Annotated in this window: 17 protein-coding genes; 8 read left to right on the forward strand and 9 right to left on the reverse strand. The window is 61.3% G+C overall.

Going from position 1 to position 17568, the window contains the following annotated elements:
- Window positions 1-2 precede the first annotated feature (2 nt).
- The 5 genes from AC1RAC_RS23405 to AC1RAC_RS23425 form a co-directional block, all read right to left on the reverse strand.
- Window positions 3-1112 (reverse strand): flagellar basal body P-ring protein FlgI, encoded by a 1110-nt coding sequence (locus tag AC1RAC_RS23405; protein WP_161793221.1) that lies wholly within the window; start codon window positions 1110-1112, stop codon window positions 3-5.
- A 6-nt stretch (window positions 1113-1118) separates the two neighbouring features.
- Window positions 1119-1814, reverse strand: a complete 696-nt coding sequence (flgH, locus tag AC1RAC_RS23410; RefSeq protein ID WP_034126774.1) for a flagellar basal body L-ring protein FlgH — start codon at window positions 1812-1814, stop codon at window positions 1119-1121.
- Window positions 1815-1867: 53 nt separating this feature from the next.
- The gene (gene flgG, locus AC1RAC_RS23415; protein WP_003192986.1) at window positions 1868-2653 is read right to left on the reverse strand and encodes a flagellar basal-body rod protein FlgG; all 786 of its coding nucleotides are present in this window, start codon (window positions 2651-2653) and stop codon (window positions 1868-1870) included.
- A 62-nt stretch (window positions 2654-2715) separates the two neighbouring features.
- The gene (locus tag AC1RAC_RS23420; RefSeq protein ID WP_003192988.1) at window positions 2716-3456 is read right to left on the reverse strand and encodes a flagellar basal body rod protein FlgF; all 741 of its coding nucleotides are present in this window, start codon (window positions 3454-3456) and stop codon (window positions 2716-2718) included.
- 236 nt (window positions 3457-3692) lie between these two features.
- Entirely contained in the window at window positions 3693-5255 is a 1563-nt protein-coding gene (locus AC1RAC_RS23425; RefSeq protein ID WP_089041942.1) for a sigma-54-dependent transcriptional regulator, read from the reverse strand.
- 256 nt (window positions 5256-5511) lie between these two features.
- Between AC1RAC_RS23425 and phhA the strand changes: the two genes are divergently transcribed.
- The 3 genes from phhA to AC1RAC_RS23440 all read left to right on the forward strand — a co-directional run bounded on the left by phhA (window position 5512) and on the right by AC1RAC_RS23440 (window position 7951).
- On the forward strand, window positions 5512-6303 hold the full coding sequence (gene phhA / locus AC1RAC_RS23430) for a phenylalanine 4-monooxygenase (RefSeq protein ID WP_003192992.1): 792 nt from the start codon (window positions 5512-5514) through the stop codon (window positions 6301-6303).
- Window positions 6304-6401: 98 nt separating this feature from the next.
- Window positions 6402-6758 carry a 4a-hydroxytetrahydrobiopterin dehydratase gene (locus AC1RAC_RS23435; protein ID WP_003192995.1) on the forward strand — a complete coding sequence of 119 codons (357 nt, stop codon included), beginning with the start codon at window positions 6402-6404 and terminating at the stop codon, window positions 6756-6758.
- A complete protein-coding gene (locus AC1RAC_RS23440; protein ID WP_492617028.1) occupies window positions 6758-7951 on the forward strand; it encodes an amino acid aminotransferase in 1194 nt (397 codons plus the stop codon). The genes AC1RAC_RS23435 and AC1RAC_RS23440 overlap by 1 nt, the downstream gene beginning before the upstream one ends.
- Window positions 7952-8130: 179 nt before the next feature.
- On the opposite strand, the gene AC1RAC_RS23445 is transcribed toward AC1RAC_RS23440, so the two are convergent.
- Entirely contained in the window at window positions 8131-8940 is an 810-nt protein-coding gene (locus AC1RAC_RS23445; protein ID WP_014719368.1) for a UDP-2,3-diacylglucosamine diphosphatase, read from the reverse strand.
- A gap of 137 nt (window positions 8941-9077) precedes the next feature.
- On the opposite strand from AC1RAC_RS23445, the gene AC1RAC_RS23450 reads away from it, so the two are divergent.
- The gene (locus AC1RAC_RS23450) at window positions 9078-9827 is read left to right on the forward strand and encodes a helix-turn-helix domain-containing protein (RefSeq protein ID WP_034126770.1); all 750 of its coding nucleotides are present in this window, start codon (window positions 9078-9080) and stop codon (window positions 9825-9827) included.
- A gap of 100 nt (window positions 9828-9927) precedes the next feature.
- Window positions 9928-10809, forward strand: a complete 882-nt coding sequence (locus tag AC1RAC_RS23455) for a DMT family transporter (protein ID WP_492617029.1) — start codon at window positions 9928-9930, stop codon at window positions 10807-10809.
- A gap of 2 nt (window positions 10810-10811) precedes the next feature.
- Here the strand turns inward: AC1RAC_RS23455 and AC1RAC_RS23460 are convergent, their stop codons facing one another.
- Entirely contained in the window at window positions 10812-11099 is a 288-nt protein-coding gene (locus AC1RAC_RS23460) for an Rdx family protein (protein ID WP_014719371.1), read from the reverse strand.
- An 83-nt stretch (window positions 11100-11182) separates the two neighbouring features.
- Between AC1RAC_RS23460 and AC1RAC_RS23465 the strand changes: the two genes are divergently transcribed.
- Window positions 11183-13372: a patatin-like phospholipase family protein gene (locus tag AC1RAC_RS23465; protein WP_492617030.1), complete on the forward strand. Its 2190-nt coding sequence runs from the start codon at window positions 11183-11185 to the stop codon at window positions 13370-13372.
- 130 nt (window positions 13373-13502) lie between these two features.
- Here AC1RAC_RS23465 and AC1RAC_RS23470 read toward each other — a convergent pair whose 3' ends face one another.
- Window positions 13503-13937 (reverse strand): MarR family transcriptional regulator, encoded by a 435-nt coding sequence (locus AC1RAC_RS23470; protein ID WP_003193007.1) that lies wholly within the window; start codon window positions 13935-13937, stop codon window positions 13503-13505.
- Window positions 13938-14058: 121 nt separating this feature from the next.
- On the reverse strand, window positions 14059-16188 hold the full coding sequence (gene recQ / locus AC1RAC_RS23475) for a DNA helicase RecQ (protein ID WP_014719373.1): 2130 nt from the start codon (window positions 16186-16188) through the stop codon (window positions 14059-14061).
- A gap of 276 nt (window positions 16189-16464) precedes the next feature.
- Between recQ and AC1RAC_RS23480 the strand changes: the two genes are divergently transcribed.
- On the forward strand, window positions 16465-17052 hold the full coding sequence (locus tag AC1RAC_RS23480; RefSeq protein ID WP_034128344.1) for a UPF0149 family protein: 588 nt from the start codon (window positions 16465-16467) through the stop codon (window positions 17050-17052).
- Between the two features lie 20 nt (window positions 17053-17072).
- The gene (locus AC1RAC_RS23485) at window positions 17073-17456 is read left to right on the forward strand and encodes a YbaN family protein (RefSeq protein ID WP_019818414.1); all 384 of its coding nucleotides are present in this window, start codon (window positions 17073-17075) and stop codon (window positions 17454-17456) included.
- The last annotated feature ends 112 nt before the right edge of the window (window positions 17457-17568 follow it).

The following is a 17568-nucleotide window of genomic DNA, read 5'->3' on the forward strand; positions in this document are numbered from 1 at the left end:
CCTCAGATCACGATCAGGTCGGCTTGCAACGCGCCGGCCTGCTTCAAAGCTTCGAGGATCGCCATCAAGTCGCCGGGCGCAGCGCCCACCTGGTTCACCGCGCGGACAATCTCATCCAGGGTGGTGCCGGGGCCGAACTTGAACATCGGCTTGGCTTCTTGCTGGGCATTGACCCGCGAGCGTGGGACAACGGCAGTCTGGCCACCGGACAACGGCCCAGGCTGGCTGACGATCGGGTCTTCGGTGATGGTCACCGTCAGGCTGCCGTGGGTTACCGCCGCTGGCGAGACCTTGACGTTCTGGCCGATCACGATGGTGCCGGTGCGCGAGTTGATGATGACTTTCGCCACGGCCTGGCCGGGGTCCACTTCAAGGTTTTCCAGAATCGACAGGTAGTCCACGCGCTGGCTTGGGTCCAAAGGCGCAGTGACGCGAACCGAGCCGCCGTCGATGGCCTGGGCCACGCCAGGGCCGAGCATGTCGTTGATCTTGTCGACCACGCGCTTGGCGGTGGTGAAGTCGGAGCGGTTGAGGTTCAGGGTCAGGCTGTTGCCCTGGTTGAAACCACTCGGCACGGTGCGTTCAACCGTGGCGCCACCGGGGATACGCCCGGCCGACGGCACGTTGACGGTGATCTTCGAGCCGTCGCGGCCTTCGGCGTCAAAACCGCCGACCACCAGGTTGCCCTGGGCGATGGCGTAGACGTTGCCGTCGATACCTTTGAGCGGCGTCATCAGCAAGGTGCCGCCGCGCAGGCTCTTGGAGTTACCCATGGACGACACGGTAATGTCCACCACCTGCCCCGGCTTGGCGAACGCGGGCAGATCGGCGCTGATCGACACCGCCGCGACGTTCTTCAACTGCACGTTGCCCGAGCCTGGCGGTACCTTGATGCCGAACTGGGAGAGCATGTTATTGAAGGTTTGCAGGGTGAACGGCGTCTGGGTGGTCTGGTCACCCGTGCCGTTGAGCCCCACGACCAGGCCATAGCCGATCAACTGGTTGGAGCGCACGCCGGAAATACTGGCGATGTCCTTCAGGCGCTCGGCCTGGGCCACAGCACTCAAGGCCAGCAAAAGCGCCATCGCCATCAGCTGTTTGAACTTCAAAATGGCCACCTAGAAAGGGAACAGCGGGCTGAGGAAGAAGCGGTCGAACCAGCCCGGCTGGCTCGCATCGGCAAACGAGCCGGTGCCCGAGTAGGTAATGCGTGCATCGGCAATGCGCGTCGACGGCACGGTGTTGTCGGTGGAGATGTCATCGGCGCGGACCATGCCGGCGATGCGCACCAGCTCGTCGCCGGTGTTGAGGGTCATCCACTTTTCACCGCGCACGGCAATGATGCCGTTGGGCAATACATCGGCGACGGTCACGGTGATCGAACCGGTCAGGCTGTTGCCCTGCCCGGCCGCGCTCTTGCCGTTGGTGGCGCGGTCGCCGCTGTAGCCGGCGTCCAGGCTCAGGTCACCACCGCCCAGCGGGTTATTGGTGTTCAGGCCGCCGCCGAACAGCGAGGTCAGGCCGATGCTGGTCTTGCTGTTCTTGCCGATCTGCGAGTTGGCGTTCTTGCTGGCCTGGGTCTTCTCGTTCAGGGTGATGGTGATGATGTCACCGACCCGGAACGCCTTGCGGTCGCTGTACAGGTTCTGCTCGAAACCGGCCTGGTAGATCGAGCCATTGTTGGCCGCCGCAGGCAGCGGTGTGCGTGGCAACACCGGCGCGTAGTACGGGTCATTGGGCTTTGGCGTGGGGGCGACACAGCCCGCAAGCACGGCGATCCCACTCAATGCCAACACACAAACATAGCGATTCATGACCCTAACCTCACGGTGTTGCAGGCACCCTCAAGGGCGCCCCATAGACTTGATTACAGATTCTGCGTAACGAACGAAAGCATCTGGTCGGCGGTGGAAATCACCTTGGAGTTCATCTCGTAGGCGCGCTGGGTGGTGATCATGTTGACCATCTCCTCAACGGTGCTGACGTTGGAGGTTTCCAGGGTGCTTTGCAGCGTGGTGCCGAAGCCGTTCAAGCCAGGGGTGCCGATTTGCGGCGCGCCACTGGAGGCGGTTTCCAGGAACAGGTTGTTGCCCATGGCCTGCAGGCCGGCCGGGTTGATGAAGTCGGCGGTTTGCAGGTTGCCGATCACCTGGGATGCCGGGTTGCCAGCGACAGTGATGGACACGGTGCCGTCGTTGCCGACGGTGAAGGTCTTGGCGTCGGGCGGCACCACGACAGCAGGCTCCAGGGCGAAACCGTTGGCGGTCACGATCTGGCCGTTGGAGTCCAGGTGGAAGGTGCCGTCACGGGTGTAAGAAGTGGTGCCATCCGGTTGCAGCACTTGAAAAAAGCCCCGGCCGTTGATCGCCATGTCCAGGGGCTGGCCGGTTTGCTGCAGGTTGCCGGCGCTGAAGTTTTTCTGGGTGCCGACGATCTGCACACCGGTACCCAGTTGCAGGCCCGACGGCAGCTCGCTGTCCTGGGTCGATTGGGCGCCCGGTTGCTTCTTGATCTGATAGAGCAAGTCCTGGAACTCGGCGCGGTCACGTTTGAAGCCCGTGGTCGACACGTTTGCCAGGTTGTTGGAAATGGTCGTCAGGTTGGTGTCCTGGGCGGACAGGCCTGTCTTGGCAACCCATAGAGCCGGAAGCATGCTGTTCTCCTTCGTGCGCCGGATGGTTGGCGCTGCGTTGCAAATTAGTTAATGGGCTTGAATCAGCTCATCTGCATGACGCGCGTCATGGCCTGGTCGTCTTCTTTAGCGCTGTTCATCATCTTGATATGCAGCTCGAACTGCTTGGCCAGCGCCAGCACTGCGGTCATTTCTTCCACGGCATTGACGTTGCTCGCCTGCAGGAAACCCGAGGTCAGCCGCACGTTCGCGTCAGCCTGGGCCGGTTGGCCATCCTTGGTGTGGATGGTGCCGTCCAGGCCCTTGGTCATGTTCTTGAGGTCAGGCTGGACCATCTTGATACGGTCCACTTCCGCCATCACCCGCGGGCCTTCGCCCATGGCGCGGATACTGATGGTGCCGTCCGAACCCACTTCGATTTTCTGCTGGGGCGGCACGGCGATCGGGCCACCGTTGCCCATGATCGGCATACCGTTGCCGGCCCGCAGCACGCCCAGGGCATCCACGTTCATGCTGGCGCTGCGCACGTAGGCTTCGCCGCCATCGGGGGTCTGCACCGCCATCCAGCCGTCGCCGCTGACGGCTACGTCCAAGTCGCGGCCGGTTTCGATCATCGCGCCCGGTGAAAAGTCGGTAGCCGGACGTTCGGTCATGGCAAACGCCCGCGCCGGAAAGCTGTCACCGAACACCGGCATCGAACGCGCCTGTTCCAGGTCGCGCTGGAAGCCGTTGGTGGAAATGTTCGCCAGATTGTTGGCATGGGCCTTCTGCGCCAGTGCATTCTGGCTGGCGCCGGTCATTGCCACATAAAGGTACTTGTCCACGCTCTATCCTCTTTCTGACGGACGCTTGCCGCCCACCGCTGTACTGAGGAGGCTTAAGCAATTTGCGAACCAACTTTTTAAAAGAGGCTAAAGTCCAGGCGGGGCAGGGGTTTCGTGGAGTAGCTGAAAGAAGTGAAGGGAGAAACAGTCGAAAAAACGGCGGACTACTGCCGCCTGCGGCAAACACCGGCCTGGAAAACGACAAAGATCAAATGTGGGAGCGTTGAATCAGCGAACTATTTATCGGCCTTGAGCACTTCGTAATCACGCAGTTTGTTGGCAATGGTGGTGTGCGACACCCCCAGGCGCTTGCCCAACTGGCGACTGCTCGGGTGTTCGGCGTACAGGCTTTCCAACACCGCCTTCTCAAAGCGCCCGACGATATCCTCCAGGCTACCCTCCAGGGAAAAATCGCCCAGCGGCTGACGCACGCCATAATCCGGCAACCGAATATGCTCAACCTTGACCGTACCGCCCTCACACAACGACACCGCCTGGAACAGCACGTTTTCCAGCTGCCGCACATTGCCCGGCCAATGGTAGTGGCTGAGCTTGTCCATGGCCGCAGGTGCCAGCTTGGGCAGTGGGCAACCGATCTGCCGGCTGGCCTGGTCGAGAAAGTGCTCGACCAACGGCGCAAGGCCATCCAGGCATTCGCGCAACGGCGGGATATGCAACGACAGCACATTCAGCCGATGATAAAGGTCCTGACGAAACTCACCCCGGGCGCAGAGTTCCGACAAATCTACCTGGGTCGCGCAGATCACCCGCACGTCCAGGTACACCTCTTCATCACTGCCCACCCGGCGAAAACAACCGTCCTGCAGAAAGCGCAGCAGCTTGACCTGCAAGCGCGCGCTCATTTCTCCCACGCCATCCAGAAACAAGGTACCGCCCGCCGTCAGCTCAAGCAGGCCCAACTTACCTTCCGCCCGCGCCCCTTCAAATGCGCCGGGGCCATAACCAAACAGTTCGGTCTCGGCCATCGACTCGGGCAACCCCGCGCAGTTGAGCGCCATCAACGGCGACTGCCCCCGCGGGCTGGCCAAGTGGCAGGCCCGGGCCAACAGCTCCTTGCCGGTGCCGGTTTCGCCTTCTATTAATAGTGGCGCATCCAGCGGCGCCATGCGCCGCGCTTCACGCACCACTGCGGCCATGACCTTGGAGCTCTGGAAGATGCTGTCGAAACCGCGCAGCTCTTGCTTGCGCACGTTATAGATACGCTCACCGACCCGGTCGGCACGGTGCAGGGTGAGCACGGCGCCGGCCATGGCTTCACTGTCATCGTGCTCGGAGGATTGCAGGGGCGCGATGTCCGCCAGAAATACGTCACCCTTGACCTTGACCCGCAGGCCATTGATTCGCGATTTGCTGGCGCGCACCAGTTCCGGAAGGTCGAAATCCTCGGCGTAACGCGACAGGGGAATCCCCGGCACTTCATCTACCCGTACGCCAAGCAACTGCGCCGCCGCACGGTTGGCGGCCACGATGGAGCCGCCCATATCAATGGACAGCACCGGGAATTCCAGGGCGCCGAGCAATGCGTTGAGTTCCATATGCCGCCGCTCGCTGGGCATCAGCCCTACCCGCTTGACCCCGAACACTCCGGCAATCGCCTCGAACTGCGGGCGCAACGCCTGGAACTGCATGTTCACCAGGTTGGGGCAGAACAGGTAGATGGCATTGCCGTGCTCGCCGCCGACTTCGCCCTTGGCGACGTTGACGCCGTACTCCACCAGCAGGTTGAGGATGTCCCGCAGGATGCCGATGCGGTTTTGGCAGTGCACTTTGATACGCATGGAAAGACTCGAAAAGGGAGTAGACGCCGCGGCTTTTTGTCGCTGGGCGCAGATAGTCGTCAAGATTATGTGACAGCGCGGTGGCTTTTCCCAGCCCATAGCTGCGACGAGCGGGCCTGTCGTAACGAATACTTTACGATAATCGGTAATTTTTCCTACACCAGTCCGTTAAGGCTGATGGAATCCGGCGCCTATCCGGTTATCAATAGGAGCATCCCAGGACATAACAAGAACGAATGCCTAGCAGGAGAGCCGTATGAAGCAGACGCACTACGTGGCCCGCGAGCCCGATGCGCAAGGTTTTATCCACTACCCGCCAGAAGAACATGCGGTGTGGAACACCCTGATCACTCGCCAATTGAAAGTGATCGAGGGCCGCGCCTGCCAGGAATACCTGGACGGTATCGACAAGCTCGGCCTGCCTCTGGACCGCATTCCCCAGTTGGGCGAAATCAACAAGGTGCTGGCCGACACCACCGGCTGGCAAGTCGCCCGCGTGCCGGCGCTGATCCCCTTCCAGACCTTTTTTGAATTACTGGCCAGCAAGCAGTTTCCGGTGGCGACTTTTATTCGCACCCGTGAAGAATTGGACTACCTGCAAGAGCCGGATATTTTTCACGAGATCTTTGGCCACTGCCCGCTGCTGACCAACCCCTGGTTCGCTGAATTCACCCACACCTACGGCAAGCTCGGCCTGGCGGCCACCAAGGAGCAACGGGTGTACCTGGCGCGCCTGTACTGGATGACTATCGAGTTCGGCCTGGTGGACACGCCCCAGGGCCGGCGTATCTACGGTGGCGGCATTCTGTCGTCGCCTAAAGAAAGTGTGTATTGCCTGTCGGACGAGCCCGAGCACCAGGCCTTTGATCCGCTGGAAGCGATGCGCACCCCCTATCGCATCGACATCCTGCAACCTTTGTACTTCGTATTGCCCGAGCTCAAGCGCCTGTTCGACGTGGCGCAGGAGGACATCATGGGTATGGTGGAGCGCGGTATGCAGTTGGGTCTGCACGCACCGAAATTCCCACCCAAGCCCAAAGCCGCGTGAACCTTGCGTTTTAAGGCCAGGTGAGTCTGTTCCCTGGCCCCGCGTTGCTTTAGGGTAACGCCACTGACCTTCAATCATTCGAATTCAGGACACCTTCCATGACCACCTTGAACCAAGCCCACTGCGAAGCCTGCCGCGCCGATGCCCCGCAAGTCAGCGATGAAGAACTGCCGGTGCTGATCAAGCAGATCCCTGACTGGAACATCGAAGTGCGCGACGGCGTGATGCAGCTGGAAAAGGTTTTCCTGTTCAAGAACTTCAAATTCGCCCTGGCCTTCACCAACGCCATGGGTGAAATCTCCGAAGCCGAAGGCCATCACCCAGGCCTGCTCACCGAGTGGGGCAAAGTCACCGTGACCTGGTGGAGCCACTCCATCAAGGGCCTGCACCGCAACGACTTCATCATGGCCGCGCGCACCGACGAAGTGGCCAAGACCGCCGAGGGCCGCAAGTAATGCATTTCGATGCCATCGACCGCGTGCCCGGCGACCCGATCCTCGGGCTGATGGACCTGTATACCCAGGACGCCAACCCGAACAAGTTCGACCTGGGCGTAGGTGTCTACAAGGACGACCAAGGCCTCACGCCGATTCCTCACTCGGTGAAGCTGGCGGAACAGCGCCTGGTCGACACGCAAGTGACCAAGACCTATATCGGTGGCCATGGCGATGCAGCCTTCGGCACCCTGATCAGCCAACTGGTGCTCGGCGCCGACTCGGCCTTGCTGCGTGACCGCCGCGCTGGCGCCACGCAAACCCCAGGCGGCACCGGCGCCCTGCGCTTGAGTGCCGACTTTATCGCCCACAGCCTGCCGGGCCGTGGCGTGTGGCTGAGCAACCCGACCTGGCCGATCCACGAAACCATTTTTGCCAAGGCCGGGCTCAAGGTCAGCCATTACCCTTACGTGGGCAGCGACAACCGCCTGGATGTGACGGCGATGCTGGCAACCCTGTCCAGCGTGCCCAAGGGCGACGTGGTATTGCTGCACGCGTGCTGCCATAACCCGACCGGCTTTGACCTGTCCCAGGATGACTGGCGCCAGGTGTTGCAGATCGTGCGGGAACGCCAGTTGCTGCCACTGATCGACTTTGCCTACCAGGGCTTTGGCGATGGCCTGGAGCAGGACGCCTGGGCGGTACGCCTGTTTGCCACCGAGCTGCCGGAAGTGCTGATCACCAGCTCCTGCTCGAAGAACTTCGGCCTGTATCGCGACCGCGTGGGTGCATTGATCGTCTGTGCGGCGGATGCCGAAAAGCTCACCGATGTACGCAGCCAACTGGCGAATATCGCTCGCAACCTGTGGTCGACACCGCCGGATCACGGTGCCGCCGTGGTGGCGACCATCCTCGGTGATGCACAGCTGAAAAAGCAGTGGAGCGAGGAAGTCGAGGCCATGCGTTCGCGGATCGCCCATTTGCGTTCCGGGTTGGTGGAAGCGCTTGTGCCCCATGGTCTGGCCGAGAAATTCGCACATATCGGCGCGCAGCGTGGGATGTTTTCCTATACCGGCTTGAGTGCCAAGCAGGTCAAGCAACTACGCGAGAAGCACAGTGTGTATATGGTCAGTTCGGGGCGGGCTAACGTGGCTGGGGTTGATGCGACGCGCTTGACGTTGCTGGCTCAAGCCATTGCTGACGTCTCCAACTGAAGCAACAGGATTAACTGTGGGAGCTGGCTTGCCTGCGATGGCGGTGGTTCAGTTGCAGATTAATTGCCTGACCCGCCGCCATCGCGGGCAAGCCCGCTCCCACATTTGAATCGTGGGGTGTCAGGTAGATCAGCGTCGGCTGTCAGGCCGTCACGGGAGCAAGCTCCCTCGCCACAGGTTCAGCCAGCGACCATTTCGGCCTTTAGCAGTGCCTCTTTAGCCTGCGCATCCGCCAACCGATACAACTCGATATGCCCATCCCAGTGCTCGATCAAGGCCGTGCACGACTCCACCCAGTCCCCGCAGTTGAGGTAATCCACCTCGCCCACCTTGCGAATCTCGGCATGGTGAATATGCCCGCACACCACCCCGTGCAATTCCCGCTTGGTCACCTCGTGGGCAATCGCCTCTTCGAAATCGCTGATAAAACTCACTGCCGTCTTGACCTTGTGTTTCAGGTACGCCGACAGCGACCAATAACCGTAGCCATACCGCGCACGCCAGTGGTTCAGCCAGCGGTTCAGCGTCAGGGTGAACTCGTAGGCCGAGTCGCCGAGGAAAGCGAGCCAGCGGTGATAGCGCGTGATCACATCAAACTGGTCGCCATGAATCACCAGCAAATGGCGGCCATCGGCGGTGACGTGCACAGCCTCATCGACCAATTGGATATTGCCCAGGATCAGCTTGGAATAGCGACGCAGGAACTCGTCATGGTTGCCGGTGACATAGATCACCTCGGTGCCACGCTTGGCCATGGTCAGCAAGCGGCGGATCACGTTGGTGTGGGCTTGAGGCCAATACATGCCGCCGCGCAGTTTCCAACCGTCGATGATGTCACCGACCAGGTAGACCTTGTCGGCGTGGTAGCCCTTGAGAAAGTGCGACAGATGCTCGGCCTGGCAATCCCGAGTGCCCAGGTGCACGTCGGAAATCCACAGGGTTCGCACCCGTTGCTTGCGGCTGGGCTTGGTGAACTCGGCACGGGTCATGGGCATCCCTCGACGCTGTTTTGGCGAGCTTGCGCCTTGGCGATTAATAGCCCATGACAAGCGTGCGTCAGTCTGATGACAGCGCCTGCGGCCCGCCAAGCGTTGTAGACTGACGGCTTGCCGCCCTGGAGACCGCGATGAGCCCGACCCTCACGCTACGCCACTACCTCGAAGCGCCCATTGCCCACAGCCATGACCATGCGCAGTTGGTGTTCGGCCTTTCCGGGCACCTGGACCTGGAGGTCGATGGCCGTGGCAGCCAGGTACGCGAAAGCAGCGTGATGGTGCTGCCCTTCTCCGCCCACCACGCCTGCATCAGCCGCGATGGCAGCCGCTGCCTGGTGCTGGATGTGCCGACCGAGCACTGGGTGGTGCAATCCTTGGGCGAACATGCCGATGCCAGCCGCCGCTTGCTCGACCAACCCGCACGCCTCGTGTTGGATGCCCGGCAACACCAGTTGGTGCAGTGGCTGGCACAGAGCCCGGTGCACGACCCACTGATCGTCCAGCAAGGCGCTGTGTTGTTACTGGCCAGCCTCAACCACCCTCAAGCTCAACCGCTGCCTGGCCGGCGTCTGCCTTATGCCGCGTTCAATAGCCATATCGAGCGCCATGCGGCGCGTCCGCTCCAGGTGGCCGACCTGGCGCGGATTGCCGATTTGTCCGTGCCGCGCCTGCATGCGCGGTTCATGGCGGAGTGCGGGCAAACGCCGATGGACTATCTACGCAGTCGCCGCTTGCACTTGGCGCTCAGGCTTTTACGCGAAACCTCCCTACCCATCGGCGAGATTGCCGAGCGCGTCGGCTACGCCTCGCAAAGTGCATTTTGCGCGGCCATGCTTCGGGCGTTTGGCGCCTCGCCCGGTGCATTGCGTCGAGCGGGCTAGCAAGAGTCTTGCGCTAAAAATCACCCCACCCGCGACAGACGCCCACCCGCCAACCCTCTAGACTGCGAGGCTGTCACCCCCTGTTGGATCAAGGATCGCAATGACTCCCCGCTCAGCCCTCGGCGCCCTGCATATCGGCGCATTGATGTTTGGCCTCACCGGCGTGTTCGGCAAGCTGGCGGCGGCCTCCCCCGCCATCATCGTATTTGGCCGGGCGGCGTTTGCCGTGCTGGCGCTGGCGGTATTTGCGCGCTTTGCCAGCAACGCTCCCTTGAAAAAGCTGGAGATGCGTGACTGGCGCCGGCTGCTGGTCAGCGGCGTGTTGTTGGCTGCCCATTGGGTGACGTTCTTTATCGCCGTCAAAGTCGCCGGCGTGGCCGTGGCGACCTTGGGGTTCACCGCCTTTCCGGCCTTTACGGTGATCCTTGAGGGGCTGATTTTCCGCGAGCGTATTCGGGCCAATGAAGTGCTGCTGGTGGTGCTGGTCACCGTTGGCCTGGTGCTTGTGACCCCGGATTTCAATCTCGCCAGCGAAGCCACGGGCGGCCTGCTGTGGGGCATCGCCTCGGGCCTGTTGTTCTCGTTGTTGTCGCTGAACAATCGCGCCAGTTCCGGGCGCATTCCAGCGGTACAGGCCGCGCTGTGCCAGAACGTCGTGGTCGCCGCGTGCCTGCTGCCCGTGGCCGCGCCGGGGTTGGCGGATGTGCGAGGGATAGATTGGCTGTGGATCGGGCTGCTGGGGGTGTTTTGTACCGGCCTCGCCCACAGCCTGTTTGTCGCCAGCCTTGCCGTAATCAAGGCGCGCACCGCTTCGGTGGTGTTTGCGATGGAACCGGTCTACGGCATCACCGTGGCCTGGCTGCTGTTTGCCGAAACCCCGACCCTGCGCATGCTGCTGGGCGGCGCCTTGATCATCGTCGCCATCGTGCTCTCCGGCCTGATGGGCAGCGCCAGCCAGGCCAAGCAACCGGCGCCGGCCTGACTTCAGACGGTACGGTCGTTATGCCCGAGGTCGCGCTGCGGGTCGATCTGGTCGCGCACTCGCTGCTTGAGCACCTTGGCCTCGGGAAAACCGCCATCGGCCTTGCGCTCCCAAATCTGCACGCCATCGCAGGTAATGCGAAAGGCCCCGCCGGTGGCCGGTTCCAGTGCCACGCGCCCCAAGTCATCGGCAAAGGTGCTGAGTAGCTCCTGGGCCAGCCACGCGGCGCGCAGCAACCACTGGCACTGGGTGCAATAGGTGATAACGATCTCGGGTTTGCATGCAGACATCATTAAGCGGCTCCTGGCGTAACAGGCTCAGCGAATCGGGTGGCTATAATAGCGGCCTTTGTCGCCCAGCCACGAGATTGATGATGCGCCGCCTGCTGTCTTGCCTGTTCCTGTGCCTTGTCCCCCTACTTGCCGACGCGGTAGAAACGCCCCGCCCGAAAATCGGCCTGGTGCTGTCCGGCGGGGCTGCCCGTGGCCTGGCGCATATCGGTGTGCTCAAGGCGCTTGAAGAGCAAGGTATTCATATCGATGCGATTGCCGGCACCAGCATGGGCGCGGTGATTGGCGGGTTGTACGCGTCAGGCTACAAGATCGACGAGCTGGAGAAGTTGGCGCTGGGTATCGACTGGCAGCAGGCCCTGTCCGACGCGCCACCACGTGAAGACGTTCCGTTTCGGCGCAAACAGGATGACCGGGATTTCCTGGTCAAACAAAAACTCAGTTTCCGCGACGATGGCAGCCTCGGCCTGCCGCTGGGCGTGATCCAGGGCCAGAACCTGGCACTGCTGTTGGAAAGCATGTTCGCCCACAGCAGCAACACACGTAATTTCGACAAGCTGCCGATCCCATTCCGCGCCGTGGCCACCGACATCACCACCGGCGAAAAAGTGGTGTTCAGCAAAGGCCACCTGCCCCAGGTGATACGCGCCAGCATGTCGATCCCCGCGGTGTTCGCCCCGGTGGAGCTGGATGGCCGCCTGCTGGTAGATGGCGGCATGACCGACAATATCCCGCTGGACGTGGCGCGGGAGATGGGCGTCGATATCGCCATCGTGGTCGACATCGGCACCCCGCTACGCTCGCGCAAGCAATTGGCAACCGTGGTGGATGTGCTCAACCAGTCCATCACCCTGATGACCCGGCGCAACTCCGAAGAGCAGCTCAAGGCCCTGAACCCCAAGGATGTGTTGATCCAACCACCGCTGGCCGCTTATGGCGTCACCGACTTTGGCCGCGCCAAGGACATGATCGACGCTGGCTACCGCGCCACCCGTGCCCTCGACGTACGCCTGGCACACCTGCGCCCTGCCGAACCCATCGACGCCGACCTGGTAGCCGCGCGCACGCCGGGCGAACGCACCCCGGTGATCACCGCGATCCAGGTGGAGAACGACTCCAAGGTCAGCGATGACGTCATCCGCTACTACATTCGCCAGGGCCTGGGAGAACCTTTGAATCTGGGCCGCCTGCAATCGGACATGGGCACCCTGTACGGCCTGGATTACTTCGAGCAGGTGCAATACCGCGTAGTGAAAAAGGGCCAGGACAACACCCTGGTGATCAGCGCACGCGGCAAGCGCAGCGGCACCGACTACCTGCGACTGGGCTTGAACCTCTCGGATGACATGCGCGGTGATAGCGCCTTCAACCTCGGCGCCAGTTACCGTGTGAACGGCATCAACCGCCTCGGCGCGGAATGGCTCACACGGGTGCAGATTGGTGATCGGCAGGAGCTCTACAGCGAGTTCTACCAGCCCATGGACACCGGCTCACGCTACTTTGTGGCCCCCTATATCAGGGCCGAGGCACAGAATGTCGAGCTGATCCTGGACAACGACCCCATCTCCGAATACCGCCTGGAACGCTATGGCTTTGGTTTGAATGTGGGCCGGCAGATCGGCAACAGCGGCGAGATCCGCTTTGGCGTGGGCGAAGCCTGGGGCAAGGCGGACGTGCGCATTGGCGACCGCGACCTGCCGAGCGTGAGCTTCAGCGAAGGCTTCTATGAACTCAAATATTCCTTCGACTCCCTGGACAACGTGTACTTCCCCCACAGCGGCGAAGACATCGGCCTGGCCTTTCGCGAGTTCGAACCCGGTTTGGGCTCCGACCAGCGCTATCGCCAGTGGGAATTCAAGCTGGACAAGGCCATGAGCCACGGGCCGGACACCTTGATACTGGGCGGTCGTTACGGTCGCACACTGGATAATTCGGATGTGGTGATTTCCAGCTTCCTGCTGGGGGGCGCACGGCAATTGTCGGGCTTCCGCCAGGATGCGATTTCGGGGCAGAACATCAGCCTCATGCGCGCGGTGTACTTCCGCAGGCTCACCCCACGCTCTTACCTGCCGCTGGACTTCCCGTTGTACCTGGGTGCATCCCTGGAACGGGGCCGGGCGTGGAACAACGATAACGAGTTCGACAGCGGCTATATCAACGCCGCGAGTATTTTCCTGGGGTTTGATACACCACTGGGGCCGCTGAATTTCAGCTATGGGTTCAATGATGATAATCAGAAGGCGGTGTACTTGAACCTGGGCCAGACGTTCTAGGAAAGGATTGCCAAGGACTTTTGTAGGAGCGAGCTTGCTCGCGAAAAACCCACAGACGCCGCGTTTATTCAGGAAGCCCGCGTTATCGTTGGCGTTTTTCGCGAGCAAGCTCGCTCCTACATTTTGCAGATCAGGACTTTTCCAGGTTCGCCAGGATGTGCTCATGCACCCGCATGCACACCCGCAGGTCTTCTTCATTCACGCCCACGAACAATTCATGGCGCAACGCCGTGGCAATGGTTTCGATCTGGTCGATCAACGGTTGGGCGGTGTCGCACAGCAGGATACGTTTGGCACGACGGTCTTCTACTACGGCCTGGCGTTGCACCAGGCCCTGGCCCTCGAGGCTGTCGAGCAGACGAGCCAGGGTGGGCCCTTCCACGCCGACACTTTGGGCCAATTCACGCTGGGTGGGTGCTTCGACAAAACGGGCCAGGTGCAGCAGCACCAACCAGCGCGCCTGGGACAAGCCCAGCCCCGCCAGCCGGCGATCCAGTTCGGCGCGCCAACCTCGGGACATTTGCGCCAACTGCATGCCAAAACGGTGTTGATCGGTTAACGGCATAAAAAACTCATGTTTAAGACTGAAAATAAAGTATGGCTAATTATTAGTCAGCTAAGCATGAGCCCTGTCAGTAGGCAAGGCCCGCTATGTACTGATTCGTTACATTGTCGTAATTGGCACACTAAATTTCGAATTCCGACTGCAAAGCAGCACGCACGCAGTACAAAACGCCTTCCGGAACACGCCCGGTAAACAACGGCGCAATTTCGGTGACAGCTGGCAATTCGCCTTCTCCATCGAGAAACGCGTCCTGGATTTCACCGAGCAAATCCTCAGGTAAATCAAGGGCCTGCTCCAGGGACAATTGCTGCTTGCCGATGGCTTCGGCGAGCAAGGTGTACACGTTTTTTTCCGAGCATTGCAGTTGGCCTGCGATCTGGATCGGGGTCATGCCGGCACGGGCCAAGCTGATCAGTTCGTGGCGAATATCGGCGATTTCCTTCGGCGCTTCGGCCTGGCCGCCGAGCACTTCCAGGAAGGCCTGGCCGTAGCGTTCCAGTTTACGCGCGCCCACACCGCTGACCCGGGCCATCTCGGCCATGGTGGTGGGCTGCTCACGAAGCATCTCCAGCAAGGTGGAGTCGGGGAAGATAACGTAGGGTGGCACGCTGTGCTCCTGCGCCAGTTTGCGCCGCAGGGTGCGCAAGGCTTCCCACTGTTCGCGTTCTTCACCCCGCACCAGTTGGCTGGCCTGGCTAGTACTGCTGCTTTTGGCGGTGGTCTGCGGCTTGAGGTCACGGCGCAGTTCCAGGCTCACTTCGCCCTTGAGCAACGGCCGGCAACTGTCATTCAGGCGCAGCCCGCCGTAGCCTTCGATATCGATGTCGACCAGCCCACGGGCAACCATCTGGCGAAACAGCGAACGCCACTCACCTTCGGCGCGAGCTTTACCGACACCGTACACCGAAAGTTTCTCGTGGCCGAAGCTGCGGATTTTTTCGTTGTCCTTGCCCAGCAGCACATCCACCAGATGGCCCACGCCATAACGCTGGCCGGTGCGATAGATCGTCGACAACGCCTGGCGCGCCGGTTCGGTGGCGTCCCAGGTTTGCACGCCGTCGATGCAGTTATCGCAGTGGCCGCAGGGCTCAGGCATGTCTTCGTCAAAATACGCCAGCAGGGTCTGGCGGCGGCAGCGGGTCTCTTCGCACAACGAAAGCATGGCATCGAGCTTGTGCTGCTCCAGGCGCTTGTGGCGCTCGTCGCCCTCGGAGTTCTGCAGCATCTGCTTGAGCATCACCACGTCTTGCAGGCCGTAGACCATCCAGGCATCCGCCGGCAGGCCATCGCGGCCGGCACGCCCGGTTTCCTGGTAATAAGCCTCAAGGGACTTGGGCAGATCCATGTGCGCCACGAAACGCACATTGGATTTGTCGATGCCCATGCCAAAGGCAATGGTCGCCACCATGATCAGGCCTTCCTCGTTCAGGAAGCGTTTCTGGTGCGCTGATCGCGTTTCATTGGGCAGCCCGGCATGGTAAGGCAGCGCCGGGTAGCCTTGTTCACAGAGGAACGCCGCGACCTCGTCGACTTTCTTGCGCGACAGGCAATACACAATGCCCGCGTCACTACGCCGCTCGGACAGGAACGCCAGCAACTGCTTGCGCGGCTGCTCCTTGGGCACGATGCGGTAGAAAATATTGGGCCGGTCAAAACTCGACAGGAAGCGCTCGGCGTTCTGCAAATGCAGGCGCTCGACGATCTCTTCGCGGGTGCGCTTGTCGGCGGTGGCGGTCAGGGCGATACGCGGCACATCGGGAAACAGTTCTGCCAATTGGCCAAGCTGCAGGTATTCGCGGCGGAAATCGTGGCCCCATTGCGACACACAGTGGGCTTCGTCGATGGCGAACAGAGCGATCTCAAGGCTCTGCAAAAAAGCCAGCATGCGTGGCTGCACCAGGCGCTCCGGCGCAAGGTAAAGCATTTTCACCTCGCCACGTTTGATGCGTGCAGCAAGGTCGCGCTGCTGCTCGGCGCTGAGGGTGGAGTTCAACGACGCGGCGGCGACACCGAGTTCTTCAAGGGTGGCGACCTGGTCGTCCATCAACGCAATCAGCGGCGACACCACCACGGCCAGGCCATTGCGCAACAGCGCCGGCACCTGGAAGCACAGCGACTTGCCGCCACCGGTAGGCATCAGCACCAGGGCATCGCCGCCACTGGCCACGCGCTCAATGATCGCACCCTGGCGGCCACGAAAACTGTCGTAGCCGAAGATGTCCTTGAGGACGCGTTGAGCCTGCTCGAGCATGTAAAACTCCAAAATGGTGCCGAAATCCCTCAATACAGGCTGGCCGAAAATATCCGCACTCACGAAAAATAATCCGTAAGCGAAGTTTTCCCGGATTGGCGCTGGGCCTGCAGGGGCATCACAAAACGCGGCAGTATACCCGAGCGTTATCCACCAAAGGGCGCGACTGACGAATAGACGCACCAGGCTAAAACCGGGCAAATATGCCGTGCGGCTGGCCTGGGCGCTCAAGAAAGCCTAGAATTCAGCATCGTTTATTCCCAAGGTAGCCCTTCAATGTCCTTCGCTGAGCAACTAACCCGCCTGCAAGCCTTCCTCGACGCCGATGAGCTGCATGACGAGGCGCTGGACTACGTGGCCGCCCACGGCTACCTGACCGCCCTGTCGATCTGCTCCGACCCCGTCCCGGACCGTGAATGGATCGACGCGCTGTTCGCTGAAGAGCCTCATTACAGCGACGCCGCCCATCGCGAAGAAATCGAATCCACCCTGATCGCCCTCAAGGCCCACATCGCGCGCCAACTGGCCTCCGACGAAGAGTTCGAGCTGCCGTGCGAGCTGGATCTGGGCGACGATCCGGATGACTCCGACCTGCGCGGCTGGTGCATCGGTTTCATGGAAGGCGTATTCCTGCGCGAAGCCGCCTGGTTCGAAACCGCCGAAGAAGAAGTCAGCGAAATGCTGCTGCCGATCATGGTCGGTTCGGGCCTGTTCGAAGAGGAAGCAGAGTTCTCCGACATCGCCGCCGACGCCAACCTGATGGACGACATGATCGTGCAGATCCCGGAAGCCCTGACCGCGCTGTACCTGCTGTGCAACGCGCCTGACGAAAAACCGGCGATCCTCAAGCCACGTCACCACTGAGTCGCTTGCCCGTGGAACCCATGGGCAACCGTCCACTGCTCCTGCGCTATGCGCTGCTGGCCATCGGCTGGCTAAGCGTAGCGCTGGGAGTCATCGGTATTTTCCTGCCGGTACTGCCGACCACACCCTTCCTGCTACTCGCCGCCGCCTGCTTCGCTCGCAGCTCCCCGCGCTTCTACCACTGGCTGGTGGAACACCCGCGCCTGGGGCCCTGGGTGCGCGATTACCTCGACGGCAATGGCATCCCGCTCAAAGGCAAGGTCTACGCCATCGGCTTGATGTGGCTGAGCATCTCGATTTCCTGCTACCTGGTACCACTGCCATGGGCACGGGGCTTTATGCTGACCAGTGCGGTGCTGGTGACGATCTACATCCTGCGCCAGAAAACCCTGCCGCCACGCTGAGCGCCGCCTGCGACATTCGATCCCACACGACCTTGGTCGACACTGACTAACACCAGGCATCATGCGAGACTGTCCAACCGGGCCTGGAATGCCCGGGTGTTCTTATGCTCGG

The organism is Pseudomonas sp. GW823-FHT02F05 (genome assembly GCF_058797315.1).